Below are 23,617 nucleotides of genomic sequence, written 5' to 3' on the forward strand. Positions count from 1 at the left end.
AAGGGAGGGCGCAAATCGAAGGACGAACGGACACGCCATGGCCGACAGACCGCTTTCACCACACCTCAGCATCTGGAAATGGGGCCCGCACATGGCGGCCTCCATCCTCCATCGCGTGACCGGCGACGGGCTCGCGTTCGTGGGGCTGGGCGTGCTGCTGTGGTGGCTCGGCGCGCTGGCGAGCGGCCCGGCGGCATACGAGACGTTCGCGGGCGTGATGACGAGCCCGATCGGCTATGTCGTCCTCGTCGGCCTGTCGTGGGCGTTCTTCAGCCACATGGCCTCGGGCCTGCGGCACTTCGTGTTGGACATGGGCGCGGGCTACGAGCTGGGCGTCAACAGGTTCTGGTCGGCCGCGGCGCCGATCATCGGCATCGTTCTTACCGCGGCGTTCTGGGCCGCGATCCTGCTGCGCTGAGGGGACTGGACATGGGCAACGGAACTTCCCTCGGCCGCGTGCGCGGACTGGGCTCGGCGCACGAGGGGCCGCATCACTGGCTGCTCCAGCGCTTCACCGCGATCGGCAACCTCGTGCTGGTGCTGTGGCTGGTCGGCTCGATCGTGCTGCTGCCCGATCTCGGCTACGCGACCGTCAGCGGCTATCTGGCGCAGCCGGTGCCCGCCACCGCGATGGCGCTGCTGATCGTCAGCACGTTCTGGCATGCGCGGCTGGGCCTGCAGGTGCTGTTCGAGGATTACGTGCACACCGCCGGCAACAAGTTCGCCGTGCTCGCTCTCATCAATCTCGCGGCGATCGCGGGCGGCGCGTTCGGCCTGCTGTGCGTCGCCCGACTTGCCCTCGCTTCCGGAGGAACCGCCTGATGGCCGACGCCGCCAGCAAACCCGCCTACACGATCGTCGACCATACTTACGACGTGGTGGTCGTCGGCGCGGGCGGATCGGGCCTGCGCGCCACGATGGGCGCGGCCGAGGCGGGCCTGAAGACGGCCTGCATCACCAAGGTCTTCCCCACGCGTTCGCACACCGTCGCCGCGCAGGGCGGGATCGCCGCTTCGCTGGGCAACAACACGCCCGACCACTGGCAGTGGCACATGTTCGATACCGTGAAGGGGTCCGACTGGCTCGGCGATCAGGACGCGATCGAATACATGGTGCGCGAGGCGCCGCAGGCGGTCTACGAGCTCGAGCATGCGGGCGTACCGTTTTCGCGTAACGAGAACGGCACGATCTACCAGCGCCCGTTCGGCGGGCACATGCAGAACATGGGCGAAGGCCCGCCAGTGCAGCGCACCTGCGCGGCCGCCGACCGCACCGGCCACGCGATGCTCCACGCGCTCTATCAGCAGAGCCTGAAGTACGACGCGGATTTCTTCATCGAATACTTCGCGCTCGATCTCATCATGGAGAACGGCGCGTGCCGCGGCGTGGTGGCGATGTGCCTCGACGACGGGACGATCCACCGCTTCCGCGCCAAGGCCGTGGTGCTGGCGACCGGCGGCTACGGGCGCTGCTACTTCACCGCGACCAGCGCGCACACCTGCACCGGCGATGGCGGCGGCATGGTCTTGCGCGCCGGCCTGCCGCTGCAGGACATGGAGTTCGTGCAGTTCCACCCGACCGGCATCTACGGCGCGGGCGTGCTCATCACCGAAGGCGCGCGGGGCGAGGGCGGCTACCTGACCAATTCCGAGGGCGAGCGCTTCATGGAGCGCTATGCGCCGAGCGCGAAGGACCTCGCCAGCCGCGACGTCGTCAGCCGCTCGATGGCGCTGGAGACGCGCGAAGGGCGCGGCGTGGGCCCGGACAAGGACCACATCTTCCTCCACCTCGATCACATCGATCCCAAGGTGCTGGCCGAGCGGCTGCCGGGCATCACCGAGAGCGGCAAGATCTTCGCCGGGGTGGACCTGACGCGCCAGCCGCTGCCGGTGACGCCCACCGTGCATTACAACATGGGCGGCATTCCCTGTAACTACCACGGCGAGGTCGTGACCATCGGGCCCGACGGCGATCCCGAGACGGTCGTGCCCGGCCTGTTCGCGGTGGGCGAGGCGGCGTGCGTTTCAGTGCACGGCGCGAACCGCCTCGGCTCCAACTCGCTGATCGATCTCGTGGTGTTCGGCCGCGCGACCGGGCATCGCCTGAAAGAAATCATCAAGCCCGGCACGGCGCACGACGAGTTGCCCGAGGACGGCGCCGAGCTCGCGCTGACCCGGCTCGACCATTTCCGCAACGCCAAGGGCGGTTCGCCGACCGCGGAAATCCGCGCCGAGATGCAGAAGGACATGCAGAAGCACGCCGCGGTGTTCCGCGACAGCAAGCTGCTGTCCGAAGGCGTCGACCTGCTGAAGAAGGCGAACAAGCGGATGGAGGACATCCACGTTTCGGACCGCTCGCTGATCTGGAACAGCGACCTGATCGAGACGCTGGAACTCGACAACCTGATGGCGCAGGCGAACGTGACCATCGCCAGCGCGGAAAACCGCAAGGAAAGCCGCGGCGCCCACGCGCACGAGGATTTTCCCGAGCGCGACGACGCGAATTGGATGAAGCACACCGCGGCATGGTTCGAAGGCTGGGGCGGCAAGGGCGGCGCGGTGAAGATCGACTACCGCCCGGTCCACGAATACACGCTGACCGACGACGCGGAGTACATCAAGCCGAAGAAGCGGGTGTATTGATTGGGTGGGGACGCGGTTTCGCCGGTTCAGCCCGGCAACCTATTTGAGCCGTCCCTCGAAATCCATCCGATCATGCAGAATGCGGACGATCTGGACTTCCCGATCGTTGAACGTAAAGAAAATCACGTCCCGGCCTGCCGTCACTCGTCGCAGATCTACATGGGGAAGTTGGGCATCATGGCCCAGCATGGGATTTTCAACGATGCTTCGGATGGTGCGTTCGATTTCATCGAGATAGCGGCGTGTTCGTGCGTTGCCGCATTCCCGTTCCGAACGGTCGGCCAGATTGGTGAAGTCGCGTTGCGCGGTCGAGTGGTATCGAAGCTGGCGCGTCATCCTTCAGGATAATGCCGATCAATCCAGGATCGTGCATCGAATTCGACCAGCGGGCTGGCAAGCCCTTCGTCGATCGCATCGAGCAATTTCGAACGGAACATGGAGCGTTCTTCGTGCATCCGCAGCGCATCGCGGATCACCTCGCTGGTCGAGCCGAACTCGCCGGACTCGACCTTGCGGCGGGTATATTCCATGAGCTTTTCGCCCAGGGCGATCGAGGTGGTTTTCGCTGGCATGCGACGGATATAGCAAATATTGGTAACCCCTTCAATGCGAACCCCCTCCATTCTCGCGCTGATCGCACTGACCTCGTGCGCCGCCGGACCGTCGGCTCCGCCCGAGGCGCTGGAAATCGACCAGTTCTATTCGCAGTATCTCGATGCCGACGGCATCCCGGTGGTGGCGTCGGCGCGGGTGGAAAGCCGCGCGCTGATCGAGGCGCGCCGGATGATCGAGGACATGCTCGCGCACCGGCCCGACCTTGCGGCGACGCTCGCGCGCGAGGGGTATCGCGTGGCGATCCTCGGCGAGGACGAGGCGATCACCGACCTGCCGGAAAACGCGCACTGGACCAAGCCCGCGCGCGACGACCCGCGCCTGACCCGCTGCGAGCGCAAGCTTTACGACGAGCGGATCGGGCAATTCACTGCGCGCGAATACTGGAACGCGAGAGTGCGCGGGATCGGCGGCATCTACACCGTCGGCGCGGAGGAGGACGTGCTCGGCAAGCCCACCAGCCGCTATTACGGCGAGACGATCCTCGTCCACGAATTCGCCCACAACGTGCTCGACGCGATCCGCATCGCGGACCCGGAGCTCTACGCCGAGGTCGAACGGGCGTACCAAAGCGCGCTGGCCGAGGGGCTGTGGAAGGACGAATACGCGAGCACGACGGTGCAGGAGTACTGGGCCGAGGGCACGCAGTTCTTTTTCAATTCCAACCGGCTGGCGGTGTTCGACGGACGCCGGATACTGAACCACGACGATCTTGTCGCCTACGATCCGCGATTGGCCGCGACCTTGCAGCAGGCCTATGGCGCGCGCCACCGCCTCGCCGCCGATCCGTTCTACCGCCACCCGGCGCGCGTGCCGCCCGGGCCGATGCCCGAGAACACGGCGGAGGTTTGCTAGCCGCCGCTTCGTGGTTTCTTAAGTTTATCGGCTCACTCTGGCGTCATTGCGCAAGGAAGGGGACCTGCCGGGGGGCGGGTGTGACGTCGTGGACGTATTCACGCTATTCGGAGCGAACGCGATCATCCTGCTGGTGATGGCGCTCGGCTTTCTCGCCGCCTACGCGCGGCGTCGGGAGAACTGGTGGCCGGCGTGGATCGCCGCCAATCTCGTGCTCGCGCTGGCGCTGCTCCTGTTCATCACGCTGCCCGGCGAACGCTCGTGGCTGATCGCAATTCCCAACACCTTGCTGGCGATCGGGTTCGGCCTGCGCTGGCGTGCGGCGCACCTGTTCACCGCGAGCCCGACCGGATGGATGCCGGTGTGGCTGCCCGCCTGCGCGGTTATCGGCGCTTTCGCGCTGCCACAGGCCTTCGGCGCGGGTACGGTGTTCGCGCTGGTCAACGTGATCCTCGGTGCGCAGGCGAGCGCGATCGCGTGGCATTTCTGGCGCGAACGTGCGCCCGCCTCGTTCTCGAGCCACGGCCTCGTCGCCGCCTACGCGGTGATGGCGCTTTCGTTCGGGATGCGCGTGATCGAAGGGATCGCCTTCTTCGACGGGCTGACCACCTATTTCCCGCTCGGCGGAACGCTGCCGTTCCACCTCGTGATCGCCGTGGTCCATACTTCGGCGAGCGGAGCCTTCGCGCTCTCGATCGCCTACGAGCGGACCGCGCTGCAGATGCGCGACGAGCGCGACAGCGCGCAGCGGCAGGCGCAGGACCTCGGCCGGCTGGCCGAGCGCGACGCGCTGACCGGGTTGCTCAACCGGCGTGCGATCGAGCCGCGCTTCGCGGAGCTGCGCGCCGTCGGGTTCAGCGCCCTCGCGGTGGTCGATCTCGACCACTTCAAGCGCGTGAACGATGCCTTCGGTCACTTGCGCGGCGACGAGGCGCTGCGCGCGGTCGCCGCCGCGCTGGCGCCGGACGAGGATTGCCTCGCCGCGCGCATGGGCGGGGAGGAGTTCATCCTGCTGCTGCGCGGCGACGACGCGCGCGGACGCGTCGAGGCGCGCCGCCAAGCCATCGCGCGCCGGGTCGCGGCGGACATTCCCGGGTTGCCGGGCGTGGTCACCGCCAGCGTCGGGCTGGTCGAGCTGCCGCGCGAAGGGCTCGCCAATCTGGCCTTCGCGGAGCTCTATGCCGCCGCCGACCGCCTGCTCTACGATGCCAAGAGCGGCGGGCGGAACCGGCTGATCGCCGAACGGCTGAGCCTGTTCGCCGCGCCCGCGCCGCGCACGAGCACCGAAGCGGCCTGACGGCTATTCTTCCAGGACGCGGCGGGCTTCGACGATCTTCACCGGTTCGGCCAGCATCTGGCCCTTCATCCAGCCTTCGCCCTTGTCGGGATCGGTCGGCGCGGCGTGGATCGCCTCGACCACCTCCATCCCCTCGACCACGTGGCCGAACGCGGCGTAGCCGGCGCGCAGCTCGGGATCGTCGGAGGCCGGATCGGCGTCCATGCCGGGTTGTTCCTGCAGCATGATCGAGAAATCACCGGTCGCGGTGCCCGGGGCGTCGCGCGCCATCGAGAGCGCGCCCCGCCCGTGGAGCACGCCGGTCTCGCTGGTCGGCTCGTGCGCGATCGGGGGGAGGACGCGCTTGGGGTCGTGCTGCGTGCCCGCCTGGATCAGTCCGTTGGGCTGGTCGCCCCATGCGAGCGGCATCGCGCGGTAGAACACGATGCCGTCCAGCCGCCCTTCGTCGACGTAGCGCAGGAAATTGGCCGCGGTGACCGGCGCACGCTCGGTCTCGATCGCGGCGGTGATGTCCCCCATCGTAGTCTCGAGCACGACGAGCACGGTTTCGGGTTCGTCCGTCGTAACCGGCGGCGGCACCACCTGCGCGGCGGCGGCGGTGGCGAGCGAGAGGGGCAGGGCGAGCGCGGCGAATCGTTTGAGCATTGGCGGACTATGCCGCAGTTTCACCGCCGCCGCAGCATTGCGCGATTCAACTGGTCCAGGCGCGTTACGCCCATCAGCCGCATGCCGCGCTCGATCTCGTCCTTCAGCAATTCCAGCGCGCGTTCGACGCCCGGCTGCCCGGCGGCGGCGAGGGCATAGAGGTAGAGCCGCCCGCCCGAGGCCGCTGTGGCCCCTTGCGCCAGCGCCTTGAGCACGTGCGTGCCGCGCCGCACGCCGCCGTCGCAGATCACCTCGATCTCGCCGCCCACGGCATCGACGATCTCGGCGAGTTGGTCGAACGGCGCGCGGCTGCCGTCGAGCTGGCGGCCGCCGTGGTTGGAGACCATGATCGCGTCGGCCCCGATCTCGACCGCGCGGCGCGCGTCGCCGGCGCTCATCACGCCCTTGAGGCAGAACGTGCCGCTCCAATCCTGCCGGATGCGCGCGGCAGTGTCCCAGTCCATCGCGGTGTCGAGCATCGTGTTGAAATACTCGGCGATCGATACCGCCTTGCCGGTGCCTTCGCTGACATGGGTGTCGAGATTGGGCAGGCGGAACTTTTCGCGCAGCATGTAGTCGAGCGCCCAGCGCGGTCGCGTGGCGTAGGACCACACGGCCGACGGCGTGAAACGGGGCGGGGTGGTGAAGCCGCTGCGCTGGCACCGCTCGCGCTTGCCCGAGACGATCGTGTCCACGGTCAGCGCCAGCGCGTCAAAGCCGCTGGCCTTGCATCGCTCGATCATCGCGGCGTTGAGCCCGGCGTCCTTATGGACGTAGAGCTGGAACAGCTTGGGCGTGGAGACGAGCGCGGCGATCTCCTCGATGCTCACTGTGGCGAGGCTGGAGATGCCGAACCACAGCCCGAACTTCTCCGCCGCGCGGGCGACCGCGCGTTCACCCTGCCAGTGGAACACGCGCTGGAGCGCGGTCGGGCTGAGCACGAGGGGCAGGGCGCTGCGCCGCCCCATGATCGTGCACCCGGTATCGATTTCCGCCACGCCCGCGAGCACGTCGGGCACGAGGTCGACCTCGTCGAATGCGGCGGTGTTGCGCGCCTTGGTGACTTCGTCGTCCGCCGCGCCGTCGATGTAGTCGAACACGGGCCGCGGCAGCCGCGTTTTCGCCAGCCGCCGCAGGTCTTCGATGTTGTGGCAGCCGGACAAACGCATGACGTGGCTCTACCAGCGACATGGAGATGAACCAATATTCATCCGCGCTTCATGTTTACAGGCGTAGTCGATATGGCTACAGACGTAGGCGCAAATCGGGGAGGGTTTGGTGGCGAAATCCGAAGACGAGCGGCCCGATCGCATCAGCGAGGCCGAACATGCCGTGATGGAGGCGTTGTGGGCGCAGAGCCCGCTGACCGCCGCCGAAGTATGCGACGCGGTGTGCGAGGAGCGGGACTGGAGCCTGCCGACGGTCAAGACCCTGCTCGCACGGCTCGTGTCGAAGCAGGCGGTCGAGACCGAGCCCGATGGGCGCCGTTTCCTCTATACCCCGCTGCTCGCCCGCGATGACTATCTCGGCGGCGAGTCGCGGCGGCTGGTCGATCGGCTGTTCGGCGGCCGCGCCGCGCCGCTGTTCGCGCATCTGGCGCAGGAAGAGGCGCTGACCGAGGACGACCTCGCCGAAATCGAAGCGCTGCTGAAGGAGCTCAAGCAATGAGCTGGCTTCTCGAAACGCTCGTCTGGACCGCGGCGCTGATCGCGCTGGTCCTCGTCCTGCGCCGCCCCGTGGCGCGCCATTTCGGGCCCAAGGCGGCCTATGCGCTGTGGCTGCTGCCGTTCGTGCGTCTGCTGTTGCCGCCGGTCGTGCTGCCGGCGTGGCTGGCGCCGTCTCCCGCCGCCGACGTGCCGGTGGCGCGGAGCGCGGAGGCGACGCCCGATATCGTCTACCTGATTGCCGACCGAACTGCCGCCCTGGACGGGACAGGCCCGGTGGAAGCAGCGTCGCCCACCTTCCCCTGGGCGGCGGCGCTGCTTGCACTGTGGCTGACGGGCGCGGCGCTGTTCCTGTGGATCCGCTTTTCCGGCTATCACCGGACCCGGCGCATGCTGCTCGAAAGCGCACTGCCGGTGGGCGAGGCGGGCCGCGTGCGGCTGGTCGAGACCGCCGGGACCACCGCGCCGATCGCCTTCGGGGTGCTCGACAAGGTCGTGGCGTTGCCGCCGGGCTTCATGGCGCAGCGCGACCGCGCGTCGCGCAATCTCGCGCTGGCGCACGAACTCGCCCACCATCGCGGACACGACCTGCTGGCGAACTTCGCCGCGCAGCTGCTGTTCGCGCTGCACTGGTTCAACCCGCTCGCCTATGCCGGTTGGCAGGCGATGCGCCGCGACCAGGAGGCGGCGTGCGACGCGCGGGTGGTCGAGAGCATCGGCCGCGACACGCGCGCGGCATATGGCCGGGTGATCGCGAGCTTCGCCGCCGGGCCGAAGCTGGCCCCCGAATTGGCGCTCGCAGCGCCCATGGCGTGCCCGGTGCTGGGCGACAAGTCCATCATCCATCGCCTGAGGAGCCTGACGATGACCGACATCACCCCGCGCCGCCGCCTGGCCGGACGCGCGATCCTCGCCGCCGGGCTGTTCGCGCTGCCGTTGACCGCCTCGGTGTCCTACGCCGAGAGCGTGGCTGCGCCCCAGGCGCCCCAGGCGCCGCTGCCGCCCGCCGCACTCGAAGCGCCCGCTGCGCCGACGGCACCGCCGCCTCCGGCCGCGCCCGACGCGCCGTCTGCTCCCGTGCCGCCGGTCGCGCCCGAGGCGCCCGGGGCGGTTGCGATCGAGCGGATCGAGCGAACCGGCGACGGCGTCGAGCGCCGGATCATCGTCAACCGCCGGGAAAGCAATACGCACGACCGCGATGCGATCGTTGAGGAGAAGCGCCGGACGGTGCGGCATCTGTCCGAACTCACCGCCGAGGAACGCGCCCACTACGATCGCGCGATGGACAAGCTCGCGTCGCGGATGGCCGAGCTCGAGCATCTCGACGAACGGATCGACCGCGAAGTCCGCCTCGCGCTACGCAGCGTCCCGCAGCCGCCCCGCGTGCCGGATGTGCCCGACGTTCCGCGCGTGATCGAAGGGTGCCGCGGCGACGAGATCGTCCACGAAAGCTCGGAGGACGGCCGCCAGGTCATCCGCATCTGCACCGCGAAGATCAACGCCGAGGCGCTGGCCGGGCTGCGCGAAGCACGCAACGACCTGGCGCACGATCCCGATCTTTCGCCCGAGATGCGCGCACGCGTGCTGCGTTCGCTCGATTCGTCGATCGCCGGGATGGCTGCAAAGGACTGAGCGGCAGCGGCTAGCGCCCGTCGTCGTCGCCCTGCACGACCTCGTGCGAGACGAATACGACCGGCTGGTCTGCTTTCGCGGGTGTTGGCGTCGCCGCCTGGGCGGGTTGCGCCGGCGGCGGACGAAGCGCCAGACCCCGACCGTCGCCGCGCCATTCGACCGGGTCCGCCGACGGCATGGCGATCCGCGCGAAAGCGGGGCGCGCCGGGTAGGAACAGCCCATCTGCGCGCCGAGACCCTTGAGATAGCCGCGCCGGATCAGCCCGGCGACGATCGCCGCCTCGAAATCGCGCTGGTGGTCGGCCGCGCCGGTCACTTCGCGCACGATGCTGCGGAAGGGGATGAACGAGCCGACCCAGCTCTTGGCCATCCGGCCGACCGAGATGTCGTCGCGGTGCCCTTCGGCGACGTCGAGATCGGGGCCGAGCACCACGTCGAGTTCGGCGATCGCTCCGCCGATCTCGCCGCATCCGGTGAGCCCCTCGCTGGCGTAGGGCGCGGCGGCGGCGGCGAGCAGCAGTTCGGGAATCGCGTCGCGCGACAGGTTGAGATCGGTCAGCGGCGTCTTCGCCACGTCCATGACGCCGGGATCGCGGTCGCGCACGCTTTCCTGCGCGCGCGCGGCGAGCGGAGCGGCGGTTGCCGTCGCGGCGAGCGCGAGCGCGCTAGCCCATGTCGAAATATGCATCGCAGACCCTTTCATCGCCGCTCTCCATGCCCGCCCGCAGCGCTTCGATTCGCTGCGCGCTCGATCCATGGGTGAAGTTTTCCGGGCTCACCTGCTGGCCCGCCTGCTGCTGTAGCGCATCGTCGCCGATCGCGCCCGCCGCGCGCAAGCCTTCTTCCATGTCGCCGGGCTCGATCAGGTCGCGGTTGCGGCCCGCCCAGACCCCGGCGTAGCAATCCGCCTGCAATTCCATCCGCACCTGCAACGCGTTTGCCTCGCCCGGGGCCTGCGCCTGCGCGCTGCGGATTTGCGCGGCGAGCCCGGTCAGCGTCTGGATATGGTGCCCGTATTCGTGCGCGATCACGTAGTGCCGCGCGAAATCACCGCCCGCGCCGAGTTCGCGCGCGAGCGTGTCGTAGAAGCTGGTGTCGATGTAGATGTCGCGGTCGCTCGGGCAGTAGAACGGCCCGACCGCGCTCGAAGCCTGGCCGCAGCCGGAAACGGTGCCGCCGGTGTAGAATTCCAGCTCGGGATCCTCGAACGCGATGCCGGCGCGCGCGAATTCGGGCTGCCAGGTGCGGTTGAGCGAATCGAGCGCGTTGCACGCCTCCAGCGAATAGGCGTTCTGTTCGCACAGCGCGGTTTCCGACATGTCGCCCTGCTGCCGCTGCGTGCCCGGCGCGCTCTGCTGGACGCTGTCGATCGTGCCGAGCATCTGGCCGGGATCGACCCCGAACACGAGCGCGGCGACGATCACGATCACCAGCGAGCCGCAGCCGATCTTGCCTCCGCCGCCACCGGGGAAACCACCCCCGCCGCCCTGCCGGACGCGGATATTGCTGGGATCGAAACGGTTGAGCCGCATTATTTTCCTCCCCAGTGCCGTATGCTGACCGAAAGGCTCTGGACAGTGGCAGCCTTGCTCGCGAAAGCGGAACGCGCAAGGCCTTTCGACGGCAAAAACTGCAGGAGTAACAAATGTTCCTCTCGGGCAAGCGCGCTCTCGTCACCGGATCGACCTCGGGCATCGGGCTCGCGGTCGCGCGCGCGCTGGCCGCCGAAGGGGCCGAGGTCGTGCTCAACGGCTTCGGGGAGGAGAGCGCGATCGCGAAGCTGTGCGACGAACTGGGCGCGCGCCATGTCGGCGCGGACCTGACCACCGCCGAAGGCTGCGACGCGCTGATGGATGCGGCGGGCCCGATCGACGTGCTGGTCAACAACGCCGGGATGCAGCACGTTGCGCCGGTCGAGGAATTTCCGGTCGAGAAATGGGACGCGATCATCGCGCTAAATCTCTCGGCGGCGTTCCACACCGCGCGCCGCGCGGTGCCGCACATGAAGGCGAAAGGGTGGGGCCGGATCGTCAACACCGCCAGCGCGCATTCGAAGACGGCCTCGCCGTTCAAGAGCGCCTATATCGCTGCGAAGCACGGGCTGGACGGCCTGACCAAGACGCTCGCGCTCGAACTGGCGCAGAGCGGGGTGACCGCCAACTGCATCAGTCCCGGCTACGTGTGGACGCCGCTGGTGGAAAACCAGATCCCCGATACCATGAAAGCGCGGAGCCTGACGCGCGAGCAGGTGATGAACGACGTGCTGCTGGCCAAGCAGCCGACCAAGCGCTTCGTCCAGCCCGAGGAGATCGGCGCGCTCGCGGTGTTCCTGTGCCGCGAGGAAGCGGGTAACGTGACCGGCGCCAACTGGAGCATCGACGGCGGCTGGACCGCGGAATAGGGGAGATACCATGGGGGCGGGGGCGCCGATACGACGCCGGATTGCGATCCTGCTTGCGCTGATCGTCGCGGGCTGCGCGCCCGCGCGCATCGATTCGACGCCGGCGGGCGACAGTCTCGACGCGATCGAGCGCGAACTCGAAGCCGATATCGCGGTGCTCGCGAGCGACGATTTCGAGGGCCGCCGCCCCGGCACCGCGGGCGAAGCGAAGACGCTGCGCCATCTCGCGCAGGAATGGCAGGAAGCCGGGCTCGAATCGGGCACCAACGATCCCGCCAACCCGTGGTTCGTCCCCGTGTCGCTGCAACTCGACCAGCCCGACCGCAGCACGGCGACGTTCCATCGCGGGCGGCGGACGATCGCCGTGCCCGAAGGAAGCGTCCATCTCTATACCTCGGGCCGCCGCGCGCTGCTCGAACGCAGCCCGGTACTCTATGTCGGGCGCCAGGGTGAGAGCCTCGACCGGTCGGAGCTGGCGGGCCGGGTCGCCCTCATGGCCTGGGACCATCCGCGCCATCTCGAACAGCGCGAGGCGCTGATCGAGAAGGGCGCCGCTGCGGTGCTCGCGATCGTGCCCGACGCCGCCGATCTCGCCGAACTGGTCGAACGCCGCGCCGAGGGCTCGTACCGGCTCGCGGGCGCGGAAGACGGCGCCGCGCTCTACGGCCTGATCTCGGCGGAAGGGGCGCAGGCGCTGCTGGGCGAGCGGCGGGCCGCGGAGCTGAGGGCGGCGGCGGATCGCGAAGGCTTCCGCCCCGTCCCGCTCGATATCGAAGCCGAACTGGAGGCGACCTCGCTCCCCGGCGAAGTCCGCACGCATAATCTGATCGCCCGCCTTCCCGGCAGCAAGCCCGGCTCGGGCGCGGTGCTGCTGCTCGCGCACTGGGACCATTTCGGCCGCTGTGCGGGCGGCGAGGGGGCGCGGGCGATCTGCAACGGCGCGGTCGACAACGCGAGCGGTCTCGCGGTGCTGAGCGCGGTCGCCCGCCGTCTGACACGAGGGCCGCGGCTCGACCGCGATGTCTACTTCCTCGCCACCACCGCGGAGGAATGGGGCCTGCTCGGCGCGCGCGCCTTCGCGCAGGATCCGCCGCTGCCGCTCGATGCCATTGTCGCCGCATTCAACGTGGATACCAGCGCGATCGCGCCGCGCGGCGGCCCGGTGGCGCTGGTCGGCAACGGCATGACCGCGCTCGACGCCGAGGTCGAGCGCGTGATCGCCGCCGCGGGGCGCGAGCCGGGCGATCCGGAATACGCCAACCGCTACGTTCGCCGGCAGGACGGCTGGGCGTTGCTCCAGCACGACGTGCCCACGTTGATGGTATCGAGCGCCTTCGCCGACCACGAGGCGCTGGAGGCGTTCATGCGCGATCGCTATCACCGCCCCAGCGACGTCGCTGGCGGTGTGGAGCTGGGCGGCGCGGCGGAGGACGTGCTGCTCCACGTCGCGCTGGTGCGCCACTTCGCGAACGTTGCGAGCTATCCGGCCGGCGCGAGATAAATTGCCCGCCACCCCCTAGCGGGTTTCCGGTCATGCGGTTACATGGGCCGCCACGATTCTCCCGGCGGAAGACAGTTACGTGGCATCTATCGACATCCCCCTCGGCCTCACGTTCGACGACGTGCTCCTGCGTCCGGCCGAAAGCGACATCCTCCCCTCCATGGCGGACACGCGCACGCGGCTGACGCGCGACATCGCGCTCAACATCCCCGTGCTCTCCGCCGCGATGGACACCGTGACGGAAGCGGACATGGCGATCGTCATGGCGCAGATGGGCGGGATCGGCGTGCTCCACCGCAACCTGACGGTGGCGGAACAGTGCGCGGCGGTGCGCGCGGTCAAGCGGTTCGAAAGCGGCATGGTGGTCAACCCGATCACGATCTCGCCCGAGGCGACGCTGGGCGAGGCGCAGGCGCTGATGACGCAGCATCGCATCAGCGGCATCCCCGTGACCGACCGCGACGCCAAGCTGGTCGGCATCCTGACCAACCGCGACGTGCGTTTTGCCGAGAACGACCGTCAGCCGGTGCGCGAACTGATGACGACCGACGATCTCGCTACCGTGCCACTCGGCACCGGGCAGGACGAGGCGCGCCGCCTGCTGCACCAGCGGCGGATCGAGAAGCTGCTGGTGGTCGACGACAACTATCGCTGCATCGGCCTCATCACAGTGAAGGATATCGAGAAGGCGGTGACCTATCCCGACGCCACGAAGGACGCCGCCGGGCGCCTGCGCGTAGCGGCAGCGACGACCGTGGGCGACAAGGGCCTCGAGCGCACGCAGGCACTGGTCGAGGCCGAGGTCGACGTGGTCATCATCGACACCGCGCACGGGCACAACAAGGATGTCGCCCGCGCGGTCGAAAAGGCCAAGACGCTGTCGAACTCGGTGCAGGTGATCGCGGGCAACGTCGCCACGGCGGAAGCCACGCGCGCGCTGATCGACGCGGGGGCGGACGCGGTGAAGGTGGGCATCGGGCCGGGCTCGATCTGCACCACGCGGATCGTCGCGGGCGTCGGTGTGCCGCAGCTCACCGCGATCATGGACTGCGCGGAAGAAGCCGCGAAGTCCGGCGTGCCGGTGATCGCCGACGGCGGCCTGCGCACCAGCGGCGATGCGGCCAAGGCGCTGGCCGCGGGTGCCTCGGCGGTGATGGTAGGGTCGATGCTGGCAGGCACCGCGGAAAGCCCGGGCGAGACGTTTCTCTACCAGGGCCGTAGCTACAAGGCCTATCGCGGGATGGGCAGCGTCGGCGCGATGGCGCGCGGCAGCGCCGACCGCTATTTCCAGCAGGACGTTTCGGCGATGAAGCTGGTGCCCGAAGGAATCGAAGGGCAGGTGCCGTTCAAGGGGCCGGCGGCGGATGTCGTCCACCAGCTCGTCGGCGGGGTGAAGGCCGCGATGGGCTATACTGGCAGCGCCACGATCGACGATTTGCGGACCCGCGCGCAGTTCGTGCGGATCACCAACGCGGGCCTGAGCGAGAGCCACGTCCACGACGTGGCGATCACCCGCGAGGCACCGAACTATCCCACGAGATGAGCGCGTCGCGCTCATCTCGTGGGGGATCGGTGCCGTCATGACGCCCTCCGCACGTGTTCAGGCGGCGATCGAACTGCTCGATGCCGTGATCGCGGCCGCGCGGGGCAAGGGCGCCCCGGCCGACCGGCTGATCTCCGAATACTTCCGCCAGCGGCGCTACGCCGGGAGCAAGGACCGGCGCGCGGTGCGCGAGCTGGTCTATCGCGCGATTCGCGCCTGCGGGCCGGTGCCCGCCAGCGGACGCGCGGCGATGCTGCGGCTTGCGGCCGACGATTCGGCGATCGCGCCGCTGTTCGACGGATCGCAGCACGGCCCCGCGCCGATCGCCGAGTGCGAGAGCGTGGCCGGGGGCGGCCTCGCGCCCGAATGGCTCGAAGCCGCGCTCGCGCAGTCCGGTATCGCGGGTGATGAAGCCGAGGCGCTGCTGGGCCGTGCGCCGCTCGACCTGCGGGTCAACACGCTCAAGGCCGCGCGCGACACCGTGGCGCTGCCTGAGCCGGGCGAACAGCTCGCCGCGCCGCACGCGCTGCGCTTTCCCTCCGGCACTTCGGTCGACCAGTGGCCGGCGTATCGCGAAGGGCTGGTCGAGATACAGGACCACGGCAGCCAACTCGCCTGCATGTCTGTAGGCGCGCAGCCGGGCGAGACGGTGATCGACCTCTGCGCTGGGGCGGGCGGCAAGACGCTCGCGCTCGCCGCTGCGATGAACAATCGCGGCACGCTGATCGCCAGCGACACCGACCGCGCGCGCCTGTCGAACCTGCGGCCCCGCGCCGCGCGCGCCGGGGCGGGCATGATCGAGAGTCTGCTGCTCGATCCAGGCCGCGAAATGGATGTGCTCGGCGCGTTCGCGGGCAAGGCCGACGCGGTGCTGATCGACGCGCCGTGTTCGGGCACCGGCACCTGGCGGCGCAATCCGGAGGCGCGCTGGCGGCTCGATCCGAAGGAACTTGCCCGGCTGACGGACACGCAGGATCGCCTGCTCGATCTCGCCGCGCGGCTGGTGCGGCCGGGCGGGCGGCTGGTCTACGTCACCTGCTCGCTGCTCGATGCCGAAGGGGCCGACCGGATCGCGCGCTTCCTCACCGATCATCCGGCCTGGCGCGCCGACCCGTCCGCGCTGCCATTGGGTGTCGCGCGGGGGAACGGCATGCGGCTGACCCCGTTCCACGACGCGACCGATGGATTTTTCATCGCGCGTGCAGGCTTGCCGTGTTAACCGGCGAAGCATGGCAGAGGACCCATCTGCAAAGGCCCCGGCCGTTCAGGAGTTTATCATGCGTTTTGCCCCCGCCGCCGCCGCCCTGTCGCTGATCGTCGCGATCACCGCGAGCGTGGGGCAGGGCGCCGAACGCGACGCCGATCCGCGCGCCGCGATGCTGGTGACCGAAGGGCGCGCGGCGCTCGAAGCCGACCAGCCGCAGCGGGCGATCGACGCGTTCGAGGCCGCGCTGGCGATCGATCCCGGCTATACCGCGATATTCCTCGATCTCGCGCAGGCCTCGCGCGCCGAGGGTATGCAGGGCAAGGCGATCCACTATTACCGCGAGGCGCTGGTGCGCGATCCGGGCAATCTCGCGGCGATCTCGGGCGAAGGCGCCGCGCTGGTCGAGAAAGGCGCGCTGGAGAAGGCTCGGGCCAATCTCTCCAAGCTCACCAGCATGTGCGGCGCCGGGTGCGCGGAAACGCGCCAGCTCGCCGCGGCGATCGAGGCGGGCCCGCGCCAGCCGGTGCTGACCGCCGAGGCGCTGCTGCCCGAAGCGCAGGTGACGCAGGCGAACTGAACGCCCGCGCCCATCACACCAGCTCGCGAAACGCCTCGACCACGGTGCGATAGACGCGCTTCTTGAATGGCACGATCAGTTCGGGAAGCTGCTCGGGCTCGACCCATTTCCAGTCGCAGAATTCGGGCGGATCGTGCGCCTCCAGGTCGATGTCGGCATCGCCGCCGCCGAAGCGCGCGAGGAACCAGACCTGTTCCTGCCCGCGATATCTGCCGCCCCACAATTTGCCGATCAGGTCCTCGGGAAGATCGTAGCGGATCGCATCGTCCATCCGCTTGAGCAGCGTGACATGCTCCGCCTGAACGCCGGTTTCCTCGTGCAGTTCGCGCAGTGCCGCGTCGCGCAGGTCCTCGCCCTCGTCGACGCCGCCCTGCGGCATCTGCCACCAGTCGCCTTCCTTGTTGTCGATCCGGCGCCCGACGAAGACCTTGCCCTCGGCGTTGACCAGCATCACGCCCACGCAGGGGCGATAACCAAGCTCTTCCATGTTTCTACGTGCCCCGGCTCGCACGGCGGTCCAGCATCAGCCGGATCGCGGCAATGAACGAATCGATATCCTTTTGCCCGCTCGGGATCGCCTTGCGCAAGGTGATGAAGCCGTGGATGTTGCCCGCGAACTCGAAGTAGGTCACGTCCACCCCGAGACCGATCAGGTGAGCCGCGTAATTGCGCCCGGAATCGCGCAGCGGATCGAGCCCGGCGGTGCACAGCACGGTGGGCGGGGTGCCTGCCAGATCGCCCGCGGCCATCGGGGTGTGGCGCGGATCGGCGGGATCGCCGCCGTATTGCTCGGTGAACCACGCCATCGCCGCGCCGGTGAGGAAGAAGCCCTCGAAGAAGTCCTTGAGGCTGCGATGTTCGCGGATGTCGTCGGCGACCGGGTAGATCGGCGCCTGCACGATCACCGGCACGGCGGCGGGTTGCGCGCCGAGTTGGTTGGCGGTGACGATGGTGAGGTTGCCACCCGCGCTGTCGCCGCTGAGGACGAGGCCGGTGACTTCGCGCCCCAGTTCGGCCGGCCCGGTCGCGATCCAGCGCGCCGCGGCCTCGCAATCGTCGGGCGCGGCGGGGAAGCGATGTTCGGGCGCCAGCCGGTAGTCGACCGACACTACCGGCAGGTCGAGCTGGTGCGACAGCTCGGTGCAGAACGCGTGATAGACGCCCAGATCGCCGATCACGAACCCGCCGCCGTGGAAGAACACGACGCACGGGCCCGGCTCGCGGGTTTCCCGGCTGTCGTACAGTCGCAGCGGTATGTCGCCCGCCGGGCCGGGGCAGGCGAGGTCGCGGATCACCGCCAGATCGCGCGGCGGCGCCTCCGCCAGCGTGCCGAGCATGCGCATGGCTTCGCGCCCTTCGGCGACGGGCTGCGCCTCCACCCCCGGGCGGCCGAGCTGTTCGAGCATGTCGAGAAATCCGCGCACGTCGTCGCGCACGTAATGCTTGGTGTCGGCCATCGTCATCTCCCGAACGGTTGCTTTTCGTGAGTCCTAACGCTGGCCCGGCGCTTTTCCACTCGACATTTTGCTTCCCGGGGAGAAAAACTTCATTGCGGGAGAGGGTTGGGGTGCATAGGTCCCGGCCCCAAGGCACACAGCGCCGCAAAGGCGCGCGAAAAGGATATCCGATGGCTACGCAAGCCGCCCAGCAGCCGCGCGAAGCGGACAGCCCAGAAGCCGTCGTCGTCCGCTTCGCCGGGGATTCCGGCGACGGGATGCAGTTGACGGGCGGGCAGTTCACGCTCTCCACCGCGCTGGCGGGCAACGATCTCGCCACGTTTCCCGATTTCCCCGCCGAAATCCGCGCGCCGCAGGGCACGCTGTTCGGCGTCTCGGCGTTCCAGATCAACTTCGGCAGCCGCCAGATCAACACCGCGGGCGACGCGCCGGATGTGCTGGTGGCGATGAACCCGGCGGCGCTGAAGGTGAACCTCGCGGCCTTGAAGCCCGGCGGCCTCGTCATCGCCGACAGCGGCGAATTCTCCAAGCGCAATCTCGACAAGGCGAAGTACGAGGCGAACCCGCTGGAAGACGGGAGCCTGGCGAAATACGACCTGCTCGCGTTCGACATCAGCGCGCTGACGATCGAAGCGGTCAAGCCCTTCGGGCTCGGCAACAAGGACGCGCTGCGCTGCAAGAACATGTGGACGCTCGGCCTCGCGCTGTGGATGTTCGATCGCCCGCGCGAGCCGCTGCACGACTGGCTGCGCGCCAAGTTCAAGAACAAGCCCGACATCGCCGACGCGAACATCGCCGCGCTCGATGCAGGCCATGCCTATGGCGAGACGGCGGAGCTGTCGGGGCCGCTCAGGCAGCTCCACGTCGATCCGGTGCCGAGCGCGCCGGGCCTCTATCGCACGATCACCGGGGCCGAGGCGGTCTCGCTCGGGCTGGTGGCGGGTGCGCAGCTTGCCGATCTGCCGATGTTCTTCGGCGGCTATCCGATCACGCCCGCTTCCGCGATCCTGCACCACCTCGCGCGGCTCAAGGAATTCGGCGTCACCACCTTCCAGGCGGAAGACGAGATCGCCGCCGTCTGCGCCGCGATCGGCGCGAGCTACGCTGGCAGCCTCGGCGTTACATCCTCCAGCGGCCCCGGCATCGCGCTGAAGGGCGAGGCGATGGGCCTCGCGATCATGACCGAACTGCCGCTGGTGATCGTCAACTCGCAGCGCGGCGGGCCCTCCACCGGGCTGCCGACCAAGACCGAGCAGAGCGACCTCTATCAGGCGGTCTACGGCCGCAACGGCGACGCGCCGATGCCGGTGATCGCCGCGCGCAGCCCCGGCGACGCGTTCGACTGCGCGATCGAGGCCTGCCGCATCGCGGTCGAATACATGACCCCGGTGATGCTGCTGACCGACGGCTACATCGCCAATGCCGCCGAACCGTGGAAGGTGCCCGATCCGGCGGCTTACGAGAAATTCCCCGTGCGCTTCCTCGAGGAGAAGAACGCGGAGGAGGAACTGCTCCCCTACAAGCGCGACGGCAAGGGCGCGCGGCCGTGGATCAAGCCCGGCACGCCCGGCCTGATGCACCGAATCGGCGGGATCGAGAAGGCGATCGATACGGGCCACATCGACTATTCGCCCGGCAACCACCAGGCGATGACCGATGCGCGGCGCGACAAGGTGCTGGGCGTCACCGTGCCCGATCAGGACGTGTGCCGGGGCGAGACGAGCGGCAGGCTGGCGGTGGTCGGCTGGGGCAGCACCTACGGCCCGATCCATCAGGCGGTCGGCCGCGCGCGGGCCAAGGGGCAGGACGTCAGCCATATCCACGTGCGCCACATCTGGCCGCTGCCCGCCAACCTCGGCGCGCTGCTCAAAGGCTTCGACAAGGTGCTGGTGCCCGAAATGAACACCGGCCAGTTCAAGACCGTGCTGCGCGACCAGTACCTGGTCGACGCCGAGCCGCTGACCAAGACCAGCGGCCAGCCGTTCCAGATCGCAGAACTGGAAGAGGCGATCGGCAAGTACTTCGACGGCATCCCCGGCAACGAGGGCGGCGAGGTGGAGCCGAACACACAGCAACTTCCCAATCCCGTGGGAGTCGAGAAATGAACGCTCCCGTGACAATCGAAACCACGCTCAAGGACTGGGAAACCGACCAGGAGGTCCGCTGGTGCCCCGGGTGCGGCGACTACGCGATCCTCAAGGCCGTGCAGCGCACGCTGCCGCAGCTTGGCGCCGATCCAGCGAACACGGTGTTCATCAGCGGCATCGGCTGCTCGAGCCGTTTCCCGTACTACATAGAAAGCTACGGCTTCCACACGATCCACGGCCGCGCGCCGGCGGTGGCGACGGGGGTGAAGCTCGCAAACCCGGATCTCGACATCTGGCTGGTAACCGGCGACGGCGACGGCTTGTCCATCGGCGGCAATCACTTGATGCACGTTCTTCGACGCAACGTGAACATGCAGATCATGCTGTTCAACAACGAGATCTACGGTCTCACCAAGGGCCAGTATTCGCCGACCAGCCGCGAGGGCACCAAGTCGCCCTCGACCCCGCTCGGCAGCTACGACCACCCGGCGCGCCCGGCCGCCTTCGCGCTCGGCGCGGGGGCGCGGTTCGTGGCGCGCGGGTTCGACGTGTCGAAGAAACTGCCCGAGGTGCTCAAGGCGGCGCACGCGCATCAGGGCGCCGCGTTCATCGAGATCTTCCAGAACTGCATCGTCTACAACAAGGACGTGTTCGACGATTTCGCCGCGCCAAAAGGGGCCGAGGGCCAGCAGCTCTGGCTCGAACACGGCGAGCCGATGCTGTTTGCGGGCGGCGAGAAGGGCATCGCGCTCGACCGCGAGGCGCTGGAGCTGAAAGTGGTCGATGTCGCCGATGGCGACTGGGAAGCGGCGGGCGTGATCGTGCACGACGCGGCCAACCGCTCGATCGCGCACATGCTGGTCGAAATGCCGTTCGGCCCGTTCCCGATGGCATTGGGCGTCCTCTACGACGACCCGCGCCCGACCTTCGAAACCGCCGTAATCGAAGAACGCACCCGCGCCAGCGAGGGCCGCGATACGGACCTGGCGAAACTGCTCGGCAAGGGGCAGACCTGGACGGTGGACGAGACTGCGGGCCATCCGGCTTGAGGTTTGTTTTCGCGCAAAGGCGCTAAGACGCGAAGGGGGACGCGTGGACATCGAGGGGCTAGCTCGCCACTGTGTCGATCGCGGCTATCGATTGCATCGCGATCTGGGACCGGGGCTGCTCGAGAGCGTATACGAGAGTCTTCTGTTTGAAGGCCTTCGGCGGGATGGTTTCGGCGTTTCGCGCCAGCAGCCGGTGGCGGTCCGTCACGACGGGATCGTGATCGAAAACGGGTTTCGCTACGACTTGCTTGTCGAAGACAAGCTTCTGATCGAAATCAAATCCACCGAACGCCATGCCGCGGTTCACGCGAAGCAGGTCATCACATATCTGCGTCTGATGGACCTTCGCATCGGTTTGCTGATGAATTTCGGCATGGGCACCTTCAAGGAAGGCTGTCAGCGCCTCGCCAACAATTACGCGGAAGGCCGAAAATAAGCACCCTTTGCGCCTTGGCGTCTTAGCGCGAACCAATTGATCGGAAACCTCGCATACCGTTCGCCGCGCCTGAAAAACATTTTCCTACTGCCCGCCCGTGCGGCTAGCCTCCGCGCATGATCGCACGCGCTCCCTCGATTCCGCCTTTCCGCCCACCCGCGAACGGGGCGGATTTTTTCTCTTCAGGACAGTGTAACATGTGGTCCATGTCTCGGCGCGGGGCGGCCTGATGGACAACCTCACGCACAGCCTCGTCGGCGCGTTGATCGGGCAGGCGGGGCTCAAGCGGAAGACCGGGCTGGCGATGCCCGCGCTGATCATCGGGGCGAACCTGCCCGATGTCGATGCGGCGTGCCTGCTGTGGCTCGACGGGGTCGAACATCTCGCCTTCCGGCGCGGCATCACCCACGGGCCGATCGCCTGGGTGCTGTTGCCGCTGGTGCTCGCGGGCCTGCTATACGGCTTCGACCGATGGCAGGCGAAGCGCGGCAAAAGGCCGGAGGGGCGGCTGCCGGTGCGCTTCGGCTGGCTCTACGCGCTCGCGCTGATCGGCTGCCTGACCCACCCGGCGCTCGACTGGCTGAACGTCTACGGCATCCGCCTGCTCGAACCGTTCAGCAGCCGCTGGTTCTACGGCGACATACTGTTCATCATCGACGTCTGGCTCTGGGCGCTGCTGGGCTTCGCCACGTGGTTCTCGCTGCGGCGCGAGAAGCGCGGCGGCGAGTGGCGCAGGCCCGCGCGGATCGCGATCGCGGTGGGGTTGGCATATGTCGGAATCAATGCAGCCATTACTTGGTTGAATGAAACGACGTCCGCAACAAGCGGGGAGACTGTCATCGCAAGCCCGCCACCATTAGCCTTTTGGTCGCGCGAGATGCTGATGGGCGAAGCACACGATTGGTATGTAAGGCAGGAAGGCGACTTTCCGCCATTCCAGGCAATCACCGATCAACCATGCGCTTGGCCCGATACGGATTCCCTTCGGCAAGCCAATCCGCAGCTCGACGCCTTCCTCTTCTGGTCGCGCACGCCCTTCGCCGAACGCGCCCCGGACGGTTCGGTGCTCATCCGCGACGCGCGTTACTACGATCCCAGCGCGCGGGATCGGTTCACCGTCGCGCTGCCCGATGTGGAGTGCGAACCTCTTTCCCTGACCGCTCATGCTGAGGAGGTGGCGAGGCCGTAGGCCGAGGCGCCATCTCGAAGCACCATGGCGATCCTTCGAGACGCTCGGCCATGCGGCCTCGCTCCTCAGGATGAACGAGGGGGGAAGAGTGGATGACTATCCGCCGCCGCCTTCGCGGGCCGGTACAGCAGCGCCGCGGCCAGGAACGCCCACCCGGCGCCGCCAAGCCAGCCCGCCACCACGTCGGTCGGGAAATGCACGCCGAGCAGCACCCGGCTCCACGCGACCATCGCGGAGATCAGCATCGCGGCAGCAATCACCGTGACGCGCACCGCTTGCCGCCGGCTCATCGCGGCGAAGGCCAGCGCCATCGCGATATAGACCACCGCCGCGTTGAAGCTGTGGCCCGAGGGGAAACTCTGCCCGCCCACCTCCATCAGGTGCGGCACGATCTGCGGCCGCTCGCGCCCGACCAGCAGCTTGAGGCCCGAATTGACGACCCAGCCCGCAATCACCGTCATCGCGAACAGCACCGCCTCGCGCCGCAGCCGCAGGAACAGCAGCGCCACCACCGCGCCGATCGCGAAGAGGTTGCGCAGGAACACGCCGCCCAGCGCGGTCGTGTCGCGCACGATCTCGTGCAGTCGCGTGGGGCCGGCGAGACCGAGTTCCTCGCCGGTGCGCGCCGAGAGCAGGCCCATGCGGTCCAGCCCCGCCGCGTGCCCTCCCGCCACCAGCCACACCACCAGCGCGAAGCCGAGCCAGCACGCGCCGCCCGCCAGCAGCGCGCGGCGGCGGTCGATCGCGAAGCCGCGTTCGGGCAGGTGGAGGGTCTCGGCGGGCAGGTGGTGCGGGTCCATCCCCGAAGGAACCGCGCCGCGCG

General features: G+C 68.5%; 25 protein-coding genes. 16 read left to right on the plus strand and 9 right to left on the minus strand.

All coding sequences use genetic code 11. The annotated features are described in order from the left end of the window. Positions 1 to 37 precede the first annotated feature (37 nt). From sdhC to sdhA, 3 genes are read left to right on the plus strand one after another with little or no spacing between them, the layout of a single operon-like run. A complete protein-coding gene (sdhC, locus tag ACE3QC_RS01905; protein ID WP_374405409.1) occupies positions 38 to 418 on the plus strand; it encodes a succinate dehydrogenase, cytochrome b556 subunit in 381 nt (126 codons plus the stop codon). An 11-nt stretch (positions 419 to 429) separates the two neighbouring features. Further along, entirely contained in the window at positions 430 to 822 is a 393-nt protein-coding gene (gene sdhD / locus ACE3QC_RS01910; RefSeq protein WP_374405410.1) for a succinate dehydrogenase, hydrophobic membrane anchor protein, read from the plus strand. Beyond that, a complete protein-coding gene (gene sdhA / locus ACE3QC_RS01915) occupies positions 822 to 2,642 on the plus strand; it encodes a succinate dehydrogenase flavoprotein subunit (RefSeq protein WP_374405411.1) in 1,821 nt (606 codons plus the stop codon). Before sdhD ends, sdhA begins: the two co-directional genes overlap by 1 nt. A 39-nt stretch (positions 2,643 to 2,681) precedes the next feature. Here sdhA and ACE3QC_RS01920 read toward each other — a convergent pair whose 3' ends face one another. Both ACE3QC_RS01920 and ACE3QC_RS01925 read right to left on the minus strand, forming a co-directional pair. Next, on the minus strand, positions 2,682 to 2,978 hold the full coding sequence (locus ACE3QC_RS01920; RefSeq protein ID WP_374405412.1) for a type II toxin-antitoxin system RelE/ParE family toxin: 297 nt from the start codon (positions 2,976 to 2,978) through the stop codon (positions 2,682 to 2,684). Further along, positions 2,975 to 3,265, minus strand: a complete 291-nt coding sequence (locus ACE3QC_RS01925; protein ID WP_374405413.1) for a type II toxin-antitoxin system ParD family antitoxin — start codon at positions 3,263 to 3,265, stop codon at positions 2,975 to 2,977. The genes ACE3QC_RS01920 and ACE3QC_RS01925 overlap by 4 nt, the downstream gene beginning before the upstream one ends. Between ACE3QC_RS01925 and ACE3QC_RS01930 the strand changes: the two genes are divergently transcribed. Together ACE3QC_RS01930 and ACE3QC_RS01935 are read left to right on the plus strand one after the other, a co-directional pair. Further along, positions 3,249 to 4,109, plus strand: coding sequence for a glycoside hydrolase (locus ACE3QC_RS01930; RefSeq protein ID WP_374405414.1), 861 nt, complete (start codon positions 3,249 to 3,251; stop codon positions 4,107 to 4,109). The genes ACE3QC_RS01925 and ACE3QC_RS01930 overlap by 17 nt on opposite strands. An 88-nt stretch (positions 4,110 to 4,197) precedes the next feature. After that, a complete protein-coding gene (locus ACE3QC_RS01935; protein WP_374405415.1) occupies positions 4,198 to 5,406 on the plus strand; it encodes a GGDEF domain-containing protein in 1,209 nt (402 codons plus the stop codon). 3 nt (positions 5,407 to 5,409) lie between these two features. On the opposite strand, the gene ACE3QC_RS01940 is transcribed toward ACE3QC_RS01935, so the two are convergent. After that, positions 5,410 to 6,051 carry a peptidylprolyl isomerase gene (locus tag ACE3QC_RS01940; RefSeq protein WP_374405416.1) on the minus strand — a complete coding sequence of 214 codons (642 nt, stop codon included), beginning with the start codon at positions 6,049 to 6,051 and terminating at the stop codon, positions 5,410 to 5,412. A gap of 20 nt (positions 6,052 to 6,071) precedes the next feature. Further along, on the minus strand, positions 6,072 to 7,220 hold the full coding sequence (locus ACE3QC_RS01945; RefSeq protein WP_374405417.1) for an alpha-hydroxy acid oxidase: 1,149 nt from the start codon (positions 7,218 to 7,220) through the stop codon (positions 6,072 to 6,074). A gap of 106 nt (positions 7,221 to 7,326) precedes the next feature. Here ACE3QC_RS01945 and ACE3QC_RS01950 point away from each other — a divergent pair, with 106 nt between their 5' ends. Together ACE3QC_RS01950 and ACE3QC_RS01955 are read left to right on the plus strand one after the other, a co-directional pair. Further along, entirely contained in the window at positions 7,327 to 7,719 is a 393-nt protein-coding gene (locus tag ACE3QC_RS01950; protein ID WP_374405418.1) for a BlaI/MecI/CopY family transcriptional regulator, read from the plus strand. Continuing rightward, the gene (locus ACE3QC_RS01955) at positions 7,716 to 9,347 is read left to right on the plus strand and encodes a M56 family metallopeptidase (RefSeq protein ID WP_374405419.1); all 1,632 of its coding nucleotides are present in this window, start codon (positions 7,716 to 7,718) and stop codon (positions 9,345 to 9,347) included. Before ACE3QC_RS01950 ends, ACE3QC_RS01955 begins: the two co-directional genes overlap by 4 nt. Before the next feature lie 10 nt (positions 9,348 to 9,357). On the opposite strand, the gene ACE3QC_RS01960 is transcribed toward ACE3QC_RS01955, so the two are convergent. Next, on the minus strand, positions 9,358 to 10,035 hold the full coding sequence (locus ACE3QC_RS01960) for a hypothetical protein (RefSeq protein ID WP_374405420.1): 678 nt from the start codon (positions 10,033 to 10,035) through the stop codon (positions 9,358 to 9,360). Then, a complete protein-coding gene (locus ACE3QC_RS01965; protein ID WP_374405421.1) occupies positions 10,013 to 10,879 on the minus strand; it encodes a neutral zinc metallopeptidase in 867 nt (288 codons plus the stop codon). Before ACE3QC_RS01965 ends, ACE3QC_RS01960 begins: the two co-directional genes overlap by 23 nt. Positions 10,880 to 10,992: 113 nt before the next feature. Between ACE3QC_RS01965 and ACE3QC_RS01970 the strand changes: the two genes are divergently transcribed. The 5 genes from ACE3QC_RS01970 (at position 10,993) to ACE3QC_RS01990 (ending at position 16,576) form a co-directional block, all read left to right on the plus strand. Beyond that, positions 10,993 to 11,748, plus strand: a complete 756-nt coding sequence (locus ACE3QC_RS01970; RefSeq protein ID WP_374405422.1) for a 3-hydroxybutyrate dehydrogenase — start codon at positions 10,993 to 10,995, stop codon at positions 11,746 to 11,748. A 10-nt stretch (positions 11,749 to 11,758) separates the two neighbouring features. Beyond that, complete coding sequence (locus ACE3QC_RS01975; protein ID WP_374405423.1) at positions 11,759 to 13,249, plus strand: M28 family peptidase; 1,491 nt, start codon at positions 11,759 to 11,761, stop codon at positions 13,247 to 13,249. A gap of 88 nt (positions 13,250 to 13,337) precedes the next feature. Then, positions 13,338 to 14,792, plus strand: coding sequence for an IMP dehydrogenase (gene guaB, locus ACE3QC_RS01980; RefSeq protein WP_374406619.1), 1,455 nt, complete (start codon positions 13,338 to 13,340; stop codon positions 14,790 to 14,792). 37 nt (positions 14,793 to 14,829) lie between these two features. Further along, positions 14,830 to 16,011: an RsmB/NOP family class I SAM-dependent RNA methyltransferase gene (locus ACE3QC_RS01985; RefSeq protein WP_374405424.1), complete on the plus strand. Its 1,182-nt coding sequence runs from the start codon at positions 14,830 to 14,832 to the stop codon at positions 16,009 to 16,011. Between the two features lie 58 nt (positions 16,012 to 16,069). Beyond that, positions 16,070 to 16,576: a tetratricopeptide repeat protein gene (locus ACE3QC_RS01990; protein WP_374405425.1), complete on the plus strand. Its 507-nt coding sequence runs from the start codon at positions 16,070 to 16,072 to the stop codon at positions 16,574 to 16,576. Positions 16,577 to 16,589: 13 nt separating this feature from the next. On the opposite strand, the gene ACE3QC_RS01995 is transcribed toward ACE3QC_RS01990, so the two are convergent. After that, a complete protein-coding gene (locus ACE3QC_RS01995; RefSeq protein ID WP_374405426.1) occupies positions 16,590 to 17,063 on the minus strand; it encodes an RNA pyrophosphohydrolase in 474 nt (157 codons plus the stop codon). A 4-nt stretch (positions 17,064 to 17,067) separates the two neighbouring features. After that, positions 17,068 to 18,033 carry an alpha/beta hydrolase gene (locus ACE3QC_RS02000; protein WP_374405427.1) on the minus strand — a complete coding sequence of 322 codons (966 nt, stop codon included), beginning with the start codon at positions 18,031 to 18,033 and terminating at the stop codon, positions 17,068 to 17,070. Positions 18,034 to 18,203: 170 nt separating this feature from the next. Here ACE3QC_RS02000 and ACE3QC_RS02005 point away from each other — a divergent pair, with 170 nt between their 5' ends. From ACE3QC_RS02005 to ACE3QC_RS02020, 4 genes are all read left to right on the plus strand, one after another. Further along, entirely contained in the window at positions 18,204 to 20,138 is a 1,935-nt protein-coding gene (locus ACE3QC_RS02005; RefSeq protein WP_374405428.1) for a 2-oxoacid:acceptor oxidoreductase subunit alpha, read from the plus strand. Further along, a complete protein-coding gene (locus tag ACE3QC_RS02010; RefSeq protein WP_374405429.1) occupies positions 20,135 to 21,169 on the plus strand; it encodes a 2-oxoacid:ferredoxin oxidoreductase subunit beta in 1,035 nt (344 codons plus the stop codon). Before ACE3QC_RS02005 ends, ACE3QC_RS02010 begins: the two co-directional genes overlap by 4 nt. 43 nt (positions 21,170 to 21,212) lie before the next feature. Then, on the plus strand, positions 21,213 to 21,605 hold the full coding sequence (locus tag ACE3QC_RS02015) for a GxxExxY protein (RefSeq protein ID WP_374405430.1): 393 nt from the start codon (positions 21,213 to 21,215) through the stop codon (positions 21,603 to 21,605). A gap of 229 nt (positions 21,606 to 21,834) precedes the next feature. Continuing rightward, on the plus strand, positions 21,835 to 22,794 hold the full coding sequence (locus ACE3QC_RS02020) for a metal-dependent hydrolase (RefSeq protein ID WP_374405431.1): 960 nt from the start codon (positions 21,835 to 21,837) through the stop codon (positions 22,792 to 22,794). A gap of 65 nt (positions 22,795 to 22,859) precedes the next feature. Here ACE3QC_RS02020 and ACE3QC_RS02025 read toward each other — a convergent pair whose 3' ends face one another. After that, the gene (locus ACE3QC_RS02025) at positions 22,860 to 23,594 is read right to left on the minus strand and encodes a phosphatase PAP2 family protein (protein ID WP_374405432.1); all 735 of its coding nucleotides are present in this window, start codon (positions 23,592 to 23,594) and stop codon (positions 22,860 to 22,862) included. Positions 23,595 to 23,617: the final 23 nt, after the last annotated feature.

The sequence above is a fragment of the Pelagerythrobacter sp. genome (genome assembly GCF_041912895.1).
In the GTDB taxonomy this organism is placed as follows: domain Bacteria; phylum Pseudomonadota; class Alphaproteobacteria; order Sphingomonadales; family Sphingomonadaceae; genus Pelagerythrobacter.